This window comes from Clostridium sp. 19966 (assembly GCF_032335695.1).
Classification (GTDB): Bacteria; Bacillota; Clostridia; order Clostridiales; family Clostridiaceae; genus JACTOJ01.
Genome location: NZ_JACTOJ010000023.1, coordinates 44,461 through 59,558, shown reverse-complemented (window position 1 = coordinate 59,558; position 15,098 = coordinate 44,461). Strand labels below are relative to the sequence as shown.

The following is a 15,098-nucleotide window of genomic DNA, read 5'->3' as shown; positions in this document are numbered from 1 at the left end:
ATACACACTGTATCTTATTTCTAGTCGATTATACATCTTTTGAATATAAGATGCAATATGTATCTTATATTTTTAAAAAAACATGTTATAATCATTATTAGAGTCTTATAAGTAGGAGATGTTAATTGATGAGCGAATCTGATAAGAATACCCGAAGACGTGGCGATGCATTAATGGTAAGTATATATGATGTTACAGTAGATCTTATCAAAGAAGTAGGCTATGAAAATCTTACATTTCAGCAAATTGCTAATAGAGCTAAAACCAGTCGAACGGTATTATATCGCCGATGGCCAACAGCCTTTGAGCTGATTAAGGAAATCAAGGAATATAGATCTAAACTTGCCTTGAATGGAGATTTGATTGATAAAATTCAAGATACGGGCAGCCTCAGAGGAGATCTATTCCAGTTTTTAACATTATATCAGATGATTTATGATGAGATAGGTTCAGAAATTATGAATGCATTCTTATTTGAAATGGGGCAAAACAATAAAAAAATAGATGCTATAAAGTTGTTGGCAATAGAAAAAGATATTTTAATCATGAAGAAATTATTGAATTTTGCAAAAGGTCGGGGCGAAAAAATAAAAGAAGTAAGTGATGATACACTCATATTGCCTTTTGATTTGATACGTATGGAAAATATTTTTCATGAAAATGAAGTTGATGAAAGAAATTTGATACGATTGGTTGATGAAATACTACTTCCTGTATTTAAGTATTGATGTTATTTATCAAAATAGATGTCAATAAAACAACAGTAGTACATAAAGAGCTGTTAAGGGAATTGAACAATGAAAATGAAGGAAAGGGAATACCAGTACGGATTCGCTAAGGAAGATTTTATATGCAGAAAGATACAACTAGTAAATTAGGAACAGAGGATGTAGGAAAATTATTATTTAAATTATCAGCGCCAGCTATTATAGCTCAATTAGTTAATATGCTTTACAATATTGTGGATCGTATTTACATAGGTCACATTCCGGGAATTGGAGTGCATGCCTTGACAGGGGTAGGATTAACCTTTCCTGTTACTATGGTTATTGCAGCTTTTAGCGCATTAATTGGAATGGGTGGAGCGCCAAGGGCCGCTATAAGAATGGGAGAAAATAAATATGAGGAAGCTGAAAAAATTCTTGGAAATTGCTTCATAGCTATCATTGCAATTTCTATAACCTTAACGATAATATTTTTACTTTTGGGTAAGAGCCTGTTACTGGCTTTTGGTGCCAGCGCAGAAACCCTGCCCTATGCGCTAAGCTTTTTAAATACCTATGTTATGGGAACAATATTTGTGCAAATTACTTTGGGCATGAATCCTTTTATTTCAACTCAGGGCTTTTCTAAAATTAGTATGCTGTCAGTTGTTATAGGAGCTGGTTTAAGCGTAATACTAGATCCTATTTTCATATTCCTTTTTGGAATGGGAGTAAAGGGAGCAGCTCTTGCAAATATTATATCCCAAGCTATTTCAGCTATATGGGTATTAAAATTTTTATTTGGAAATAAAACAAAACTTAAAATACATAAAAAAAATATAAAAATAGAGAAGTCTGTAATAGCGCCTGTGATTCTTTTGGGGGTATCTCCTTTTGTTATGCAAAGTACAGAGAGCCTTTTAAATGTTGCCTTTAATTCCTCGCTGCAAAAATATGGCGGCGATATAGCGGTAGGTTCTATGACAATTTTATTTAGTTTATTGCAAATAGCCTTTACTCTGACAACAGGCTTAACCCAAGGTGCACAACCAATTGTCAGTTATAATTATGGGGCTAAGAATAATGAACGTGTAAAGAAAACCTTTAAGCTTCTAATAAGCTGTTCTCTAGGAGTTACTTCTGTATATTGGTTATGCATAATGTTAAAGCCAGGAATATTTATTTCCATATTTAATAGTGATCCAAAATTTTTAAAAACAGGTATATGGGCTATAAAAATTTATATGGCAACTTCTTTTATATTAGGAGCTCAGTCTGCCTGCCAACAAACTTTTATAGCAGTTGGACAAGCAAAATGGTCTATATTTCTTGCATTATTACGTAAAGTAATCTTGCTTATTCCACTTATATATATTTTACCTAATTTCTTTTCAGATAAGGTTTTTGCCGTATTTTTCGCAGAGCCTGTATCAGATTTAATAGCAACTACTGTAACTGTGATTACATTTAAAGTTCAATTTAAGAAAATGTTAGATAAAAATGTTGAACTAATGGAGAAAAAAATTGCTTTGTAGAATTAAATAATAAGGAGATAATGTTAATGAAAAAGAAAATGGTAGCATATTTAGTAAGCGATCCAGGAGGACAATATAAAGTAGATGGGCAAAGACTTCCTACCAGCCTGAATACCGATAATGGCTTCCTACACAATTTACGATTACATTGGAAAGAAAATTCTAGGGGACTTATTGTTTGTTCATCTCCAGATAACCCAGAGATTAATGATAGTATTAAAAATATTTTTCAGCAATCCTTTCCAATGAGCGGCTTATCCGTAACGAAGTTTGATGTATGTGATAATCGTAATAAGGAAATTGTACAGAAAATTTCTAAATATGATGTTGTTATTTTGTCAGGAGGTCATGTGCCAACCCAAAATGATTTTTTTCATAAAATTCATTTAAAGGAAGCGTTGAAACAATTTGATGGAATTCTTATAGGAATTAGCGCTGGATCAATGAACAGTGCAGAAATTGTATATGCACAGCCAGAACTAGAAGGGGAAAGTACGAATCCGAAGTATCAGCGGTTTCTACCGGGTTTAGGAATTACGAACATAATGCTTGTGCCACATTATCAGGATGTGAAAAATGATATTTTGGATGGAAAGCGTGTAATGGAAGATATCACATATCCGGATAGTTATGGACGAGAATTCTATGCTCTGGTAGATGGAAGTTATGTTCTTGTAGAGAATGGGGTACAGACTTTATATGGAGAGGGCTATCTGATAAAAGATGGGACTGTTCAACGAATTTGTGAGATAAATGAGCACATTTGCTTAGGGTGAAGAAGAGACTTATAAAAAAATTAAATGAGCAGATGACATTGTAAAATAGATAGGATAGTCCCCCAATGGGGCGTGGCCCAAAGAGCCACTTTTCTAACATATTATCTTTTTTCTTTACCGGTAGCATCACCATACATGAGGCTTTCAACTTCAGCTACGGTTGAAAGATTAGCATCACCCATCATGCTGTATTTTAGGCATGAACCAGCTGTTGCAAATTCTATAATATCTTGAGTTGAATATCCAGCTGTTATTGCATATATAAGCGATGCGGCAAAAGCATCTCCTCCGCCTATATTATCTATAACATGTATGTCATACTTCTTAGCATTATAAAATTCTTTTCCGTCATAAAGTACTGCCGTCCAGTCCACATCTTCTGCTGTAAATCTGTTTCTTAAAATTATGGTAGCATATTTCATATTGAATTTTTCCACAAACTTTTTAAGTATTTCATTGCAGTCTGCTTTGTCGTCTTCTGGTAAGCCTAATGCCATTTGTGCTTCATCAAGGCTTCCAAGAGATACATCACAATAAGGTAGAAGCTCTCTTATTGCCTTGCTAAAGGCTTCTTTCTCCCATAGAGTTGCTCTGAAGTTTAAATCTACGCTTATTGTTAAGCCTTTTTCTTTAGCTGCTTTTACTGCATCTAAAGTTATTTTTGCACATTCTTCTGAAAGAGCTGGAGTTATTCCTGAAAAATGGAACCAGTCAGCTCCTTCAAAAATTTTATTCCAATCAAAATCTTCTCTTTTAGCGTTTGCTATTGCAGAGCCTTTTCTATCGAAAACAAACTTAGTTGGTCTTTGAGATTCCCCATATTCGCTGAAATAAATACCTATTCTGTCTCCGCCTCTTACTATGTCCTTAGTATCAACTCCATATTTTCTTAATTCATTTATTGCACATTGGCCTATGTCATTGGCTGGAAGCTTAGTTACATAACTTGTTTCTTTTCCGAATACAGCAAGCGAAACTGCTACATTTGCTTCACTTCCACCATAAAATGCATTGAACTGCTTAGCTTGAGAGAATCTATCATATCCTGCAGGGGAGAGTCTAAGCATCATTTCTCCTATTGTTACTATCTTTCCCATTTCTTCACCTCGTGTAATAATTTTTATTAATATTATTATATTTGTGCAAAATACTTTTTTCTATGTAATAGATAAGAAAAGAATTCTAGCATAATTTAATTATATGTTAAATAATTAAAAATATCAAAGTATCGTTAAGTGCTAAACATTACCCATTTAGTCTATAAAAGAATTAAGGGTTTTATTTATGACTGTGAGGAATAAAAATGGTGCTGAAGGCTCAAAATGCCACAGCACCTTTAACTTTTGTTACTTTCCTGGAGTGAAAGGACAATAGCCTATCTCATCACTCTTGTGCTTCATTTCTTCCCATAATGCTTTATCCTTTAAGGCATCCATGGCTGTAGGATAAAGTATATAGTTTTCCTTATAAATATGGTCTCTTAGATGAAATACAATATATTTAGCTAATTCATCTACTTTTATCTTGCATTCACTAAAATCCATGTTTGCAGCCGCATGTGCAGTTTCTTTAAGCATTCGTTTCCTCTTTCTTAAATCGTCATGTTCCATTCTCATGATTCTTGTTGGACCTGTGATGTTTCTCTTTTCCAGCTCTGGGAATAGCACATCCTCTTCACGCTTATGATGTTTTTCAGCATCAAGAATATTGATAGCTAAGTTTTCTAATTTTTTGAATAAGTCTGGATTTTCACTATAACTATCTAATGCTTGAATAACCTTGTTTAACTCTTCCAATTCCATTAAAAACTCTTTTATTTTATCATGCTCAATAATTAGGGTATCCAACATATGTCCTGGTTCTATCTTCTTTTTAAGCTTTACTAATTCATCACTTAACACTTCCATGTGTATGTCACAAAGGTTTCTTAATTCCTGTGGGTCCATACCTTGTTCTATAAGTCTCTGCTCTGCCACAGATAATTCAATAGGATCAATGTTTGCAACTATATTAAGAGCTTCTCCTCTTACTTCTTCCGTTACCACATTGTCATTAAGCTTTTTGAGAATAGCTGTAAGTTTTTCAATTCGATCTTCATTAACTAAATACATAAAAATACCTCCTGTAAATTTGTTTAAACTGGTTAATCTATGAGTTGATTTTACTACTTAAAGGTTATAATTAATGTGATTTGAATCACTGATTAGTAAAAATAATTTTGGTACAATACAGATGTGAAATAAATCAAATCCATTTATTCTGGGATTAAATAAATATATTGGAGGCGTTATTATGAAGGCTTACGTTGATAAGGATGCTTGCATTGGTTGCGGACTATGTGAATCGGTTTGCTCAGAAGTTTTTTTCATGGACGATGATGGAAAGGCCCAGGCGGTAGAGGCAGAAATTTTAGCTTCTAAGGTTTCTGAAGTTCAAGATGCTGCTAGTTCCTGTCCTGTTGGAGCAATAACAGCAGAATAAATTTGAAAATGCTGCTAGGTGTAAAGCATATGGCAGCATTTTTATTGCTTTTAAAGCCGGTTTATTTTTTACCTTCTTAGCAAAATATGATAAAATAAGTATTAAACTCATGAATAAGTAAGAGAAAATTATTGATTAAAAGATGGGTTATAATACCTAATTATAACCCATGTAGTCAATAAATATTGATTATTCATCTATAAGGTTATATAATATTTTTATCAGGTTGTGCTTTTTTATTAAAATAGGGAGGCTTAATATGTTTTTTTTATTTAATTATCATCCATATATTGCTATAATTGGAGATATGAAAGAATCTAAGAAAATTGAAAACAGAAAAGAAGTACAGGAAAAGTTTAATAAAATATTAAATGAAATAAACGGCAAGTATGAAGAAGATATAGCTTCAAAATTTATAATCACCTTGGGGGATGAATTTCAAGGGTTGCTGCATAATGGAGAGCATACTCTGCAAATCATATCTGATATTGAAAGAAAAATGTATCCAGTTAAACTTAGATTTGGAGTAGGAGTAGGGGCTATAACTACTGATATAAACAAGGATATGGCTATCGGAGCGGATGGACCGGGGTATTACAATGCGAGAAAAGCCATTGAATATTTAAAGGAAAAAGAAAAGAGGAAACAAAGTAATGCATCGGATATAAGATTTGAAGTGGAGGGAGAAAACCAGGCAGCTGCAATTATGATAAACACCATATTGTCCTTAATGACAGTAATTAAGGAATCCTGGAGTGAAAGGCAGCGTGAAATAATTTGGAACATGATGGAGCATGAAGACAGCCAATCTAAGGTGGCTGAAAGATTGAATATTAAGCAGCCAGCTGTTCAAAAAAGTCTAGCTAACGGAAAATACTATGCCTATAAAGAGGCTTTAGATAATATAGAGAAAGCTTTGGCAGAGATAAGGAGAAAAGATGTTTAAAGAATATTTCATATTGCTCCTTTTGGCACATATAATCGGAGATTTTTATCTTCAGAATCAGAGTATGGCAGATAAAAAGGAATACAGCATAAAATGGCTGTTGTTTCACTGCTTATGCTATTGGGCAGCCGTAATGATTGCTTTAGTGCCTATCATGTCACTGAAGGTAGTTGTATTCGGAACTGTACAAGCTATTTTACATGCCATTATTGATGTTGGTAAGTTTGCTGAAATTTATATATTAAAGAAGAATAAGAAACTAATGCCTCTTAAGGAAAGAAACATATTTGTTTTAGATCAAGCATTACATGTTACTTCTATAGTGATTATTGCATATTTGTTTGTACTTCAAGACGGCACAATCAGCGTTTCTAGTGGTGTTTCTCAATTCTTTAAAATTATTGGAGTGTCAGGAATATCCTTAGTATCCATGGCAGCCGCATTATTAATTATCCATAAGCCGGCAAACATAACTATATTTAAATTACTGGGAGTTTATAAGCCAGGGACTAAAGAGGATTTGGTGAAAAAGGATTATAATGCAGGAAGATTTATAGGCACAGTTGAAAGAATTATTATGCTGATATTTATCTCTATTGGTCAGTATTCAGCAGTTGGACTAGTACTTACAGCAAAGTCCATAGCAAGATACGACAGAATATCTAAGGAAAAAGATTTTGCAGAATATTATTTGCTGGGTACATTGTTAAGTACAGTCATCGTAATTATTACTGCTCTATTATTATAACAGCTAAAAAGCTGTACAAATAAGGCAGCATATGTACATATAATCTTACTAAATAGATATGAATAATGTCTTATAAGTTATATTAATGAGTTATACAAGGGTGGTGTAGAAAATGTATAAAAAATCTCTTTTCTTTAGCATTTTAGCATTAATAATCCTACTAACAATAACTGCTTTAATTTTTAATTTATCTGCTGCTGGCAAAGTTGCTGGAAGCATAGGCTTAATAGGCATGCTTTTATCAGCTGTTTTTTATGGTATTCTAGGAAGCGGCGATAGAATCAGATTAAATTACTCTGTGGAAAATAAAAAAGAATCAGCTGATAGGCAAAAGGCGGCCTTAATTCTACTTATCCTTTCTTTGCCCTATATAGTGGTAGCAATAATAATACTAGGTTTCATTAATTAATGCCTTTGTTTTAAATCATATAAAATTACATTTATATTATCCCATTTCGATGTAGGCAATACCAAATATTAATTACTAATGCGATACATGTGACTGCTATAATTCCAACTGCTATAGGCAATGTTATTCTCAGAGAACGTCTTCCCATTTCCATCCACTTTTTTAAATGCCGCTTATAAAAATGTAGGCTCAGATTTCAATGATGGTAAAATAAGCTACATTTAAAATAAGAGCTAGACAAGCTCTTATTATTTGTTCATTGTATCATTTTCTGTAGACTTATTTAGAAATTTCATGGCTAATTCTTCACGTAATCCGGGAACATTTGTTGTCCCATTTTCTTTTGATATTCTGTAAAATTCACATTTATAATTTATTCGTTCCAAAGCATTTTGTAAAATTGAAATCTGCTTTTCGGTCTTTTCTTTTTGATGAACGAATAGCTCATATCGCTGGTCAATTGTAGAATCTCCTTCTTCACACCATTCGAAAAATTGTTTGATATCCTTAAGTGGCATTCCTGTATTCTTTAAGCATTCGATCATTTTAAGACATTCAACATCTGTATCATCGAATACTCGGATATTTCCAGGCGTTCTATTGACCAGAGGAAGGAGTCCTTCTTTGTCATAGTAACGTAGGGTTGATACGGATATGTCTAGCATTTCTGAAATATCGCCAATAGAATAATTCATAAATTATCTCCAATAATTTTAAATTTAAATTTTAAATAAAGTATTGACCTAAAGTTAGGTTTAGGTATTAGAATATATTTATCATAAGACATAAATGAAACTTATGCAAGACTAAAATATATTTTTAGCTAAAAAAAATAAAAAAAGAAAAGGGGTATTTGATATGAGTTTTATGAAATATTCCCCAACCAGACTACTGTTTGGGCAAGGGCAATTAAATCAATTAAGAGAGCAGCAGCTTCCAGGAAAGAAGGCTTTACTAGTTATTTCTAGTGGAAAATCAACAAAAGCAAATGGTTATCTTAAAAGATGTGAAGAGGAACTTCATGCTGCAGGAGTAGAAACAGTTCTATTTGATAAGGTGGAAGCGAATCCGTTAAAATCAACTGTAATGTCTGGTGGAGCCTTTGCAAGAGAAAATGGATGTGATTTTGTGGTTGCATTAGGCGGCGGAAGTGTTATGGACGCATCAAAAGCAATTGCAGCTATGGCTACAAATGAAGGAGATCTATGGAATTATATGTATGGTGGAACTGGAAAAGGCCAGCCACTTACAAAGGAACCATTACCAGTTGTAGCAATTACCACTACAGCAGGAACTGGTTCAGAGGTTGATCAGTGGGGCGTTGTTACCAATGAAGAGACCAATGAAAAGATGGGCTTTGGTGGTCCAGACTCTCTTTACCCAGTTTTGGCGATAGTAGATCCTGAGCTAATGAAAAGCGTTCCGCATGCCTTTACAGCTTATCAGGGCTTCGATGCATTATTTCACAGTACAGAATGTTATATATCAGCAGCTGCTAATATGATGAGTGACATGTATGCTCTGACAGCAATTGAGAATATTGGAGCATATCTTGCTAGAGCTGTAAAGGATGGAAATGATATGGAGGCAAGAGAACATGTAGCATTTGCCAATACTCTTTCTGGAACTGTTATGACCATCAGTGCATGTACTAGTGAACATTCTATGGAGCATGCAATGAGTGCCTATCATCAAGAACTTCCACATGGAGCAGGACTTATCATGATAAGTAAAGAGTATTATCAGTATTTTATAGATAAGCATGCATGTGATGACAGGTTTGTTCGTATGGCAAAAGCATTAGGTATGCAGGAGGCAAAAGATCCTCAGGACTTTATTACGATGCTTATAAAGCTGCAGGAGGCATGTGAAGTAGCTAATCTGAAAATGTCAGACTATGGAATACAAAAGAGTGAATTAGATAAGATGGCAACAAATGCAAGGGAAACAATGGGGGGACTATTTATGTGTGATCCATGTCCTTTATCCCAGGAAGATTGTATAAAAATATATGAAAAATCATATAAGTAAGAAAAAAGAAGAATGAGAAGGAGAATGAAAAATGGACGTAAAAGGACTAGAAAAGGTATCTGACTTTTCACTTGGAGAAGAAAATACTGCTTATGCACCTTATTTTATTGGGAAAAGCTATTTAAATCTTTTGAATAGCAAGGAAGTTTTTATCAGCAATGTAACATTTGAACCGGGATGTCGTAATAACTGGCATATCCATCATGGCAGTGGACAGATATTGATTTGTGTCGGTGGTCACGGATGGTATCAGGAGATGGGTAAAGAACCACAACTTTTAAAGAGCGGAGATGTGGTATATATTGCTCCCGAAATCAAGCACTGGCATGGTGCTGTAGCAGATGAGGCTTTTGCACATCTAGCCTTATCTGTTCCAGTAGAAGGCGGTTCCAATGAATGGTGTGAACCAGTGACAGATGAAGAGTACAGGAAATTGAAATAAGACAAATTAAAAAGAGGAGGATTTATTTATGAGATATGTGACATTAAATAATGGAGTAAAGATGCCAATCTTAGGATATGGTGTTTATCAAGTAGACCCAGCAGAATGTGAAAAATATGTGCTTGAAGCAATTGATTCTGGATATCGTTCTATTGATACAGCTCAAGCTTATGCAAATGAAGAAGGTGTTGGTAATGCCATTATAAAAAGTGGTGTTCCAAGAGAAGAATTATTTATTACTACAAAAATCTGGATTAGCAATGGAGGCTATGAAAAGGCAAAGGCATCCATTGGGGAGTCATTAAAGAAATTGAAGACAGATTATATTGATTTAATGCTTATTCATCAGCCATTTAATGATTATTATGGCACTTATAGAGCTATGACAGAAGCATATAAAGAAGGAAAATTAAGAGCGATTGGTGTAAGCAATTTCTATCCTGACAGGTTGATTGACCTATGTAAGTATCAGGAAGTAATTCCGGCAGTTAATCAGGTAGAAACACATCCGTTCCAACAGCAGAAAGAAGCTCATGAAATCATGAAAAAGTATGGTATTATCCATGAATCCTGGGGACCCTTTGCCGAAGGAAGAAAAGATATATTTACAAATCCTATACTTACAAAAATTAGTGAAAAATACAACAAATCTGTGGCACAGATAATTTTAAGATATCTTATGGAAAGCGATATTGTAGTTATTCCTAAATCTATTCATAAGAACAGGATGATTGAGAATTTCAATGTGTTTGATTTTGAACTTAGTTTAGAAGATAAGAATGAAATCGCAGGGCTGGATGAGGCTCAAAGTGCATTCTTTTCGCATTATGATCCGAGTACAGTTGAATATTTAACAAGCTGGAGTTTATAAACAGTTAATAATAATTTAGATTAAAACTTTATGAAAAACTATTTATGATCTAGATAATAGTTTTTCATAAGAATTGGAGGTTACTATGAAAAAGCAGACAGCAGGCAGAGACGCGCTTGGAACATTTGCACCTAAATTTGCAGAATTAAATGATGATGTCCTATTTGGTGAGGTTTGGTCACGAGAGGATAAATTGTCCCTGAGAGATCGAAGCTTGATTACCGTAACTGCATTAATGACAAAAGGGATTTTTGATAACTCTTTAAAATATCATATGGCAAATGCAAAGAATAATGGTGTGACTGCAGAAGAAATTGCTGAGGCTATAACACATCTAGCCTTTTATGTGGGATGGCCAAATGGTTGGGCAGCCTTTACACTGGCAAAAGAAGTTTGGGAGGAATAAAGTGTATGGGAAAAAAATTGATTATGTATTATTCTTACACAAATAATACGAAGAAAATTGCAGAGCAGCTTCAGAAGGCTACTGGTGCTGATATATGTGAAATTGAAACAGCAAAACCTTATACAGGGGATTACAATTCGGTGGTTGATCAAGGGAAAAAGGAGATAGATCATGGATTTAAACCGGAAATAAAACCTCTTTCAGTAAATTTAGCAGCTTATGATACGATTATTATAGGTACTCCAGTATGGTGGTATACTTATGCTCCAGCAGTTGCAACTTTTTTATCTGAATATGATCTGTCAGGAAAGACTGTAATTCCATTTGTAACGAATGGAGGATGGATTGGACATACAATAAAGGATATGGAAGAGGCTTGTAAGAATAGCATTGTTACAAATGCCATTGATATCAGATTTGATACAGACAAAATGGTAATGCCTGAAAGCAAGCTTAAGAAATGGATTGACTGTTTATAAGCAGCTATATAAAATCATGGATTACAAATAGAATTTTCTAGGTATGATTCTGAAATATGATATAATATTGCTATAGAGTAGTAAAATATCATAAATCAAAACATATTAAAACAAAGGAAAATTAAAATATGGATTTAAAAGCTAGAGCTAGAAAATTAAAATCAGATATACCTGCTGTATTTATTGCTTTAAGGAAGAAGGAAACACCTGTAATTGCAAAAATTTTTGCAGGAATTACAATTGGGTATGCGTTATCACCTATTGATTTTATACCTGATTTCATACCGATTATAGGTTTGTTAGATGACTTAATTTTACTTCCAATATTTATAGCGATAACAGTAAGATTTATACCAGAAAGAACATTTAATCAATGCAGAATTGAGGCAGAAAACTTATGGAGTAGCGGAAAGCCTAAAAGGTGGTACTTTGCAATACCAATTATATTAATATGGATAGCATTAATATTGCTAATTATCAAGGCTATTATGAGATAAGATGATTTAATTAAGCAGTTATATTGAAATCCCTTAATTCTCTTGCTTTTGACTTTTTCCATGCATGATGGTATAATAATAAAAAATTGAAATTTGAGGTGAAAAAATGATTAACTTTTCTTGCTAATTTTTAAAGTACAATATAACAAAAAGATAGGCAGCTATGCTTTGTTTTTTGTTGTACTTATGCGAGAAAGTTGTTATTTTTTTCTTAACATATGCCTTGTGTTATGCTATAAAGCTTAGCTTAACTATGTATGTTTAAGAGCTGTAAGAATAATAATTTCTTGCGGCTCTTATTTTTTTATAAATAATAAGAATAAGGAGGATTAATAATATAATGAGCGATAAAGATACTTTGTTAACACATGATAATCTCCATATGAAGCCGGATGCTTCAGGTGACATTTATATGGAGTAGTAATAAAGTCACCTATTGTTCCGACTTTGTTATATATACTATTAATTACAGAGGAGGACAAAAACATGTCTTTAATAAATGCTACAAATCTAACCTTCGCTTATGAAAGCAGTTACGATAATATTTTTGAAAATGTAAATTTTCAAATTGATACAGAATGGAAATTGGGCTTCACAGGAAGAAATGGAAGAGGTAAAACTACCTTTTTAAATCTTCTACTTGGAAAATATGAATATAGCGGAGGTATTTCAGCTAATGTGACTTTTGAATATTTTCCTTATGAGACGCAAGAAAATGAAAGCTTCGTCATAGATATCATAAAGGAAATCAGCCCAAATTCAATGGATTGGGAAATAATCAAAGAATTATCCTTATTGGATATAGAGGATGATGTTTTATATCGACAGTTTAATACACTGTCAAAGGGTGAGCAGACCAAAGCTTTACTTGTTGCTATGTTTTTGAAGGAAAACTCATTTTTGCTTATTGATGAGCCTACAAATCATTTGGATGTAGATGGCAGAAAAAAACTTAGTAATTATCTCAGAAAAAAGAAGGGATTTATTCTCATCTCACATGATAGGTCTTTTTTGGACAATTGTATTGACCATGTTCTTTCAATAAATAAAACAAATATAGAAATACAAAGAGGTAATTTTTCCAGCTGGTGGGAAAATAAAAAAAGGCAGGATGAATTTGAGCTGGCAGAAAACGAAAAGCTGAAAAAAGATATTAATCGCTTATCAAAAGCTGCAAAGCGAACAAGTAATTGGTCAGATAAAGTGGAAAAATCCAAAAAAGGAACAACAAATTCTGGCTCTAAGCTGGATAAAGGGTATGTGGGGCATAAGGCTGCTAAAATGATGAAACATTCCAAGTCAATGGAAAATAGACAGCAGGCAGCTATTGAAGAAAAATCTATGCTTCTCAAAAATATTGAAAGTTCCGACAGCTTGAAGCTTTCTCAACTTTCTTATCATAAAAATAGGCTTGTGGAACTTGAAAATGTTTCGATTTTTTACGGTGACACCATGGTCTGCAAGGATGTTGATCTTATTATTGAACAAGGTGACCGAATTGCACTGAAAGGTAAAAATGGTTCGGGAAAGTCAAGCATTATAAAACTTATTTGTGGTGAGGACATAAATTATACAGGTATTTTTACAAAAGGGAGTGAACTTAAGATATCCTATGTATCTCAGAATACATCCCATCTTAAGGGAAACTTAACGGATTACGCTTTTGAAAACAATATTGATGAAAGTCTTTTTAAAGCTATTTTAAGAAAACTTGATTTTTCAAGAAATCAATTCGAAAAAGATATGTGTTCTTTTAGCGGGGGACAAAAGAAAAAAGTTCTTATTGCAAAAAGTCTTTGCGAGAAAGCTCATTTGCACATATGGGATGAGCCGCTTAATTTTATTGATATTATATCCCGCATGCAGATAGAAGAGCTATTGCTTCAATATTCTCCAACTTTATTATTTGTGGAGCATGACAGTGAATTTTGCAAAAATGTTGCAACGAAGTTTTATGAGCTTTAGCCGGAATTAAATCCATCGGTTTCTGACACAAATTTTCTTCTGATTAGAGAGTTAAACTTTTCTTCTTTGGAAAGTATTTCAGTCATTATTTTTGAGGACAGTCTATAAACCTAAGTGTTACATAGATTAATGGACTGCCCTCATTGTAAAAAGTAAAATTTTTAGCACTATTTTATTAATAAATTAAAAAGGATTTGATAAAGGGAATGAATGCTAGTGAGTATTTGGAAAAGGGCCTTGGAATTAAAATAGATAAGAATACTGCTGACATAATTAATGGTGAAGCTCATTTCGTGAATTTCCATGACAAACATATTGTGCTGCTGGAAGGTATAAAATCTACAAGCCTTTATTTTATCATTCATGGCATAGTTAGAGGATATTATATCGATGATCAAGGAAATGACATTACAAAATGTTTCAGCAGTGAAAATGAATTTTTTTCTTCTGAAGGCTTACGGAAATCAAGTGTTTCATCATTTACTATCGAATGCCTGGAAGATTGTCAAAGTATTCAGCTACCATATGAATTGGTACATAAAATTATAAAAGAAGATGAAGACTTAAACAACATATTTGTTAAGTATTATCTAAGAGAAGTGGAAAAACTGGAAAACAGGATTAAGAATTCAGCTTTAATGAATGCTGAAGAACGATATATTAATTTTTGCGAACAATATCCTAATCTTCATGATAGAGTTGAATTAAGATATATTGCATCTTACATAGGCGTCAGAGCTGCATCTTTGAGCAGGATAAGGAAAGGGATAAAAAATAATTCTTTCAATTAACATATGTGAATTACTGC

At 33.2% G+C, this 15,098-nt stretch carries 18 protein-coding genes; 15 read left to right on the top strand and 3 right to left on the bottom strand.

What is annotated here, in order from left to right:
* The first annotated feature begins 128 nt into the window (after positions 1 to 128).
* The 3 genes from IAI10_RS19380 to IAI10_RS19370 all read left to right on the top strand — a co-directional run bounded on the left by IAI10_RS19380 (position 129) and on the right by IAI10_RS19370 (position 3,015).
* Positions 129 to 728: a TetR/AcrR family transcriptional regulator gene (locus IAI10_RS19380; protein ID WP_315674956.1), complete on the top strand. Its 600-nt coding sequence runs from the start codon at positions 129 to 131 to the stop codon at positions 726 to 728.
* Positions 729 to 850: 122 nt separating this feature from the next.
* Positions 851 to 2,239 carry an MATE family efflux transporter gene (locus IAI10_RS19375; RefSeq protein ID WP_315674955.1) on the top strand — a complete coding sequence of 463 codons (1,389 nt, stop codon included), beginning with the start codon at positions 851 to 853 and terminating at the stop codon, positions 2,237 to 2,239.
* A 26-nt stretch (positions 2,240 to 2,265) separates the two neighbouring features.
* Positions 2,266 to 3,015, top strand: a complete 750-nt coding sequence (locus tag IAI10_RS19370) for a Type 1 glutamine amidotransferase-like domain-containing protein (protein ID WP_315674954.1) — start codon at positions 2,266 to 2,268, stop codon at positions 3,013 to 3,015.
* A 101-nt stretch (positions 3,016 to 3,116) separates the two neighbouring features.
* Here IAI10_RS19370 and IAI10_RS19365 read toward each other — a convergent pair whose 3' ends face one another.
* Together IAI10_RS19365 and IAI10_RS19360 are read right to left on the bottom strand one after the other, a co-directional pair.
* Entirely contained in the window at positions 3,117 to 4,112 is a 996-nt protein-coding gene (locus tag IAI10_RS19365) for a sugar kinase (RefSeq protein ID WP_315674953.1), read from the bottom strand.
* A 249-nt stretch (positions 4,113 to 4,361) separates the two neighbouring features.
* Positions 4,362 to 5,126 carry a DUF438 domain-containing protein gene (locus IAI10_RS19360; protein WP_315674952.1) on the bottom strand — a complete coding sequence of 255 codons (765 nt, stop codon included), beginning with the start codon at positions 5,124 to 5,126 and terminating at the stop codon, positions 4,362 to 4,364.
* Between the two features lie 181 nt (positions 5,127 to 5,307).
* Between IAI10_RS19360 and IAI10_RS19355 the strand changes: the two genes are divergently transcribed.
* The 4 genes from IAI10_RS19355 (at position 5,308) to IAI10_RS19340 (ending at position 7,599) form a co-directional block, all read left to right on the top strand.
* Entirely contained in the window at positions 5,308 to 5,496 is a 189-nt protein-coding gene (locus tag IAI10_RS19355) for a ferredoxin (protein ID WP_315674951.1), read from the top strand.
* 259 nt (positions 5,497 to 5,755) lie between these two features.
* Positions 5,756 to 6,442 carry a SatD family protein gene (locus IAI10_RS19350; RefSeq protein ID WP_315674950.1) on the top strand — a complete coding sequence of 229 codons (687 nt, stop codon included), beginning with the start codon at positions 5,756 to 5,758 and terminating at the stop codon, positions 6,440 to 6,442.
* On the top strand, positions 6,435 to 7,190 hold the full coding sequence (locus IAI10_RS19345) for a DUF3307 domain-containing protein (RefSeq protein ID WP_315674949.1): 756 nt from the start codon (positions 6,435 to 6,437) through the stop codon (positions 7,188 to 7,190). Before IAI10_RS19350 ends, IAI10_RS19345 begins: the two co-directional genes overlap by 8 nt.
* 112 nt (positions 7,191 to 7,302) lie before the next feature.
* Positions 7,303 to 7,599, top strand: a complete 297-nt coding sequence (locus tag IAI10_RS19340) for a DUF5316 family protein (protein WP_315674948.1) — start codon at positions 7,303 to 7,305, stop codon at positions 7,597 to 7,599.
* Between the two features lie 248 nt (positions 7,600 to 7,847).
* Here the strand turns inward: IAI10_RS19340 and IAI10_RS19335 are convergent, their stop codons facing one another.
* Positions 7,848 to 8,294 carry a MerR family transcriptional regulator gene (locus IAI10_RS19335; RefSeq protein ID WP_315674947.1) on the bottom strand — a complete coding sequence of 149 codons (447 nt, stop codon included), beginning with the start codon at positions 8,292 to 8,294 and terminating at the stop codon, positions 7,848 to 7,850.
* A 163-nt stretch (positions 8,295 to 8,457) separates the two neighbouring features.
* Here IAI10_RS19335 and IAI10_RS19330 point away from each other — a divergent pair, with 163 nt between their 5' ends.
* From IAI10_RS19330 to IAI10_RS19295, 8 genes are all read left to right on the top strand, one after another.
* The gene (locus IAI10_RS19330; protein ID WP_315674946.1) at positions 8,458 to 9,630 is read left to right on the top strand and encodes an iron-containing alcohol dehydrogenase; all 1,173 of its coding nucleotides are present in this window, start codon (positions 8,458 to 8,460) and stop codon (positions 9,628 to 9,630) included.
* 31 nt (positions 9,631 to 9,661) lie between these two features.
* Positions 9,662 to 10,072 (top strand): cupin domain-containing protein, encoded by a 411-nt coding sequence (locus IAI10_RS19325; protein ID WP_315674945.1) that lies wholly within the window; start codon positions 9,662 to 9,664, stop codon positions 10,070 to 10,072.
* 28 nt (positions 10,073 to 10,100) lie between these two features.
* On the top strand, positions 10,101 to 10,943 hold the full coding sequence (locus tag IAI10_RS19320) for an aldo/keto reductase (RefSeq protein ID WP_315674944.1): 843 nt from the start codon (positions 10,101 to 10,103) through the stop codon (positions 10,941 to 10,943).
* Positions 10,944 to 11,028: 85 nt separating this feature from the next.
* Positions 11,029 to 11,349, top strand: a complete 321-nt coding sequence (locus IAI10_RS19315) for a carboxymuconolactone decarboxylase family protein (RefSeq protein WP_315674943.1) — start codon at positions 11,029 to 11,031, stop codon at positions 11,347 to 11,349.
* Between the two features lie 5 nt (positions 11,350 to 11,354).
* On the top strand, positions 11,355 to 11,828 hold the full coding sequence (locus IAI10_RS19310; RefSeq protein ID WP_315674942.1) for a flavodoxin: 474 nt from the start codon (positions 11,355 to 11,357) through the stop codon (positions 11,826 to 11,828).
* 128 nt (positions 11,829 to 11,956) lie between these two features.
* The gene (locus tag IAI10_RS19305) at positions 11,957 to 12,325 is read left to right on the top strand and encodes a DUF1232 domain-containing protein (RefSeq protein WP_315674941.1); all 369 of its coding nucleotides are present in this window, start codon (positions 11,957 to 11,959) and stop codon (positions 12,323 to 12,325) included.
* Positions 12,326 to 12,811: 486 nt separating this feature from the next.
* Positions 12,812 to 14,290, top strand: a complete 1,479-nt coding sequence (locus tag IAI10_RS19300) for an Lsa family ABC-F type ribosomal protection protein (protein WP_315674940.1) — start codon at positions 12,812 to 12,814, stop codon at positions 14,288 to 14,290.
* A 206-nt stretch (positions 14,291 to 14,496) separates the two neighbouring features.
* Positions 14,497 to 15,081 (top strand): Crp/Fnr family transcriptional regulator, encoded by a 585-nt coding sequence (locus IAI10_RS19295; protein ID WP_315674939.1) that lies wholly within the window; start codon positions 14,497 to 14,499, stop codon positions 15,079 to 15,081.
* Positions 15,082 to 15,098 lie beyond the last annotated feature (17 nt).

Excerpts from the sequence above, each read along its gene's own strand:
- IAI10_RS19365 (WP_315674953.1), bottom strand. The coding sequence starts at position 4,112 with ATGGGAAAGATAGTAACAATAGGAGAAATGATGCTTAGACTCTCCCCT.
- IAI10_RS19375 (WP_315674955.1), top strand. The coding sequence starts at position 851 with ATGCAGAAAGATACAACTAGTAAATTAGGAACAGAGGATGTAGGAAAA.
- IAI10_RS19320 (WP_315674944.1), top strand. The coding sequence starts at position 10,101 with ATGAGATATGTGACATTAAATAATGGAGTAAAGATGCCAATCTTAGGA.
- IAI10_RS19360 (WP_315674952.1), bottom strand. The coding sequence starts at position 5,126 with ATGTATTTAGTTAATGAAGATCGAATTGAAAAACTTACAGCTATTCTC.
- IAI10_RS19355 (WP_315674951.1), top strand. The coding sequence starts at position 5,308 with ATGAAGGCTTACGTTGATAAGGATGCTTGCATTGGTTGCGGACTATGT.
- IAI10_RS19340 (WP_315674948.1), top strand. The coding sequence starts at position 7,303 with ATGTATAAAAAATCTCTTTTCTTTAGCATTTTAGCATTAATAATCCTA.
- IAI10_RS19335 (WP_315674947.1), bottom strand. The coding sequence starts at position 8,294 with ATGAATTATTCTATTGGCGATATTTCAGAAATGCTAGACATATCCGTA.
- IAI10_RS19310 (WP_315674942.1), top strand. The coding sequence starts at position 11,355 with ATGGGAAAAAAATTGATTATGTATTATTCTTACACAAATAATACGAAG.
- IAI10_RS19305 (WP_315674941.1), top strand. The coding sequence starts at position 11,957 with ATGGATTTAAAAGCTAGAGCTAGAAAATTAAAATCAGATATACCTGCT.
- IAI10_RS19350 (WP_315674950.1), top strand. The coding sequence starts at position 5,756 with ATGTTTTTTTTATTTAATTATCATCCATATATTGCTATAATTGGAGAT.
- IAI10_RS19295 (WP_315674939.1), top strand. The coding sequence starts at position 14,497 with ATGAATGCTAGTGAGTATTTGGAAAAGGGCCTTGGAATTAAAATAGAT.
- IAI10_RS19300 (WP_315674940.1), top strand. The coding sequence starts at position 12,812 with ATGTCTTTAATAAATGCTACAAATCTAACCTTCGCTTATGAAAGCAGT.
- IAI10_RS19345 (WP_315674949.1), top strand. The coding sequence starts at position 6,435 with ATGTTTAAAGAATATTTCATATTGCTCCTTTTGGCACATATAATCGGA.
- IAI10_RS19315 (WP_315674943.1), top strand. The coding sequence starts at position 11,029 with ATGAAAAAGCAGACAGCAGGCAGAGACGCGCTTGGAACATTTGCACCT.
- IAI10_RS19380 (WP_315674956.1), top strand. The coding sequence starts at position 129 with ATGAGCGAATCTGATAAGAATACCCGAAGACGTGGCGATGCATTAATG.
- IAI10_RS19330 (WP_315674946.1), top strand. The coding sequence starts at position 8,458 with ATGAGTTTTATGAAATATTCCCCAACCAGACTACTGTTTGGGCAAGGG.
- IAI10_RS19325 (WP_315674945.1), top strand. The coding sequence starts at position 9,662 with ATGGACGTAAAAGGACTAGAAAAGGTATCTGACTTTTCACTTGGAGAA.
- IAI10_RS19370 (WP_315674954.1), top strand. The coding sequence starts at position 2,266 with ATGAAAAAGAAAATGGTAGCATATTTAGTAAGCGATCCAGGAGGACAA.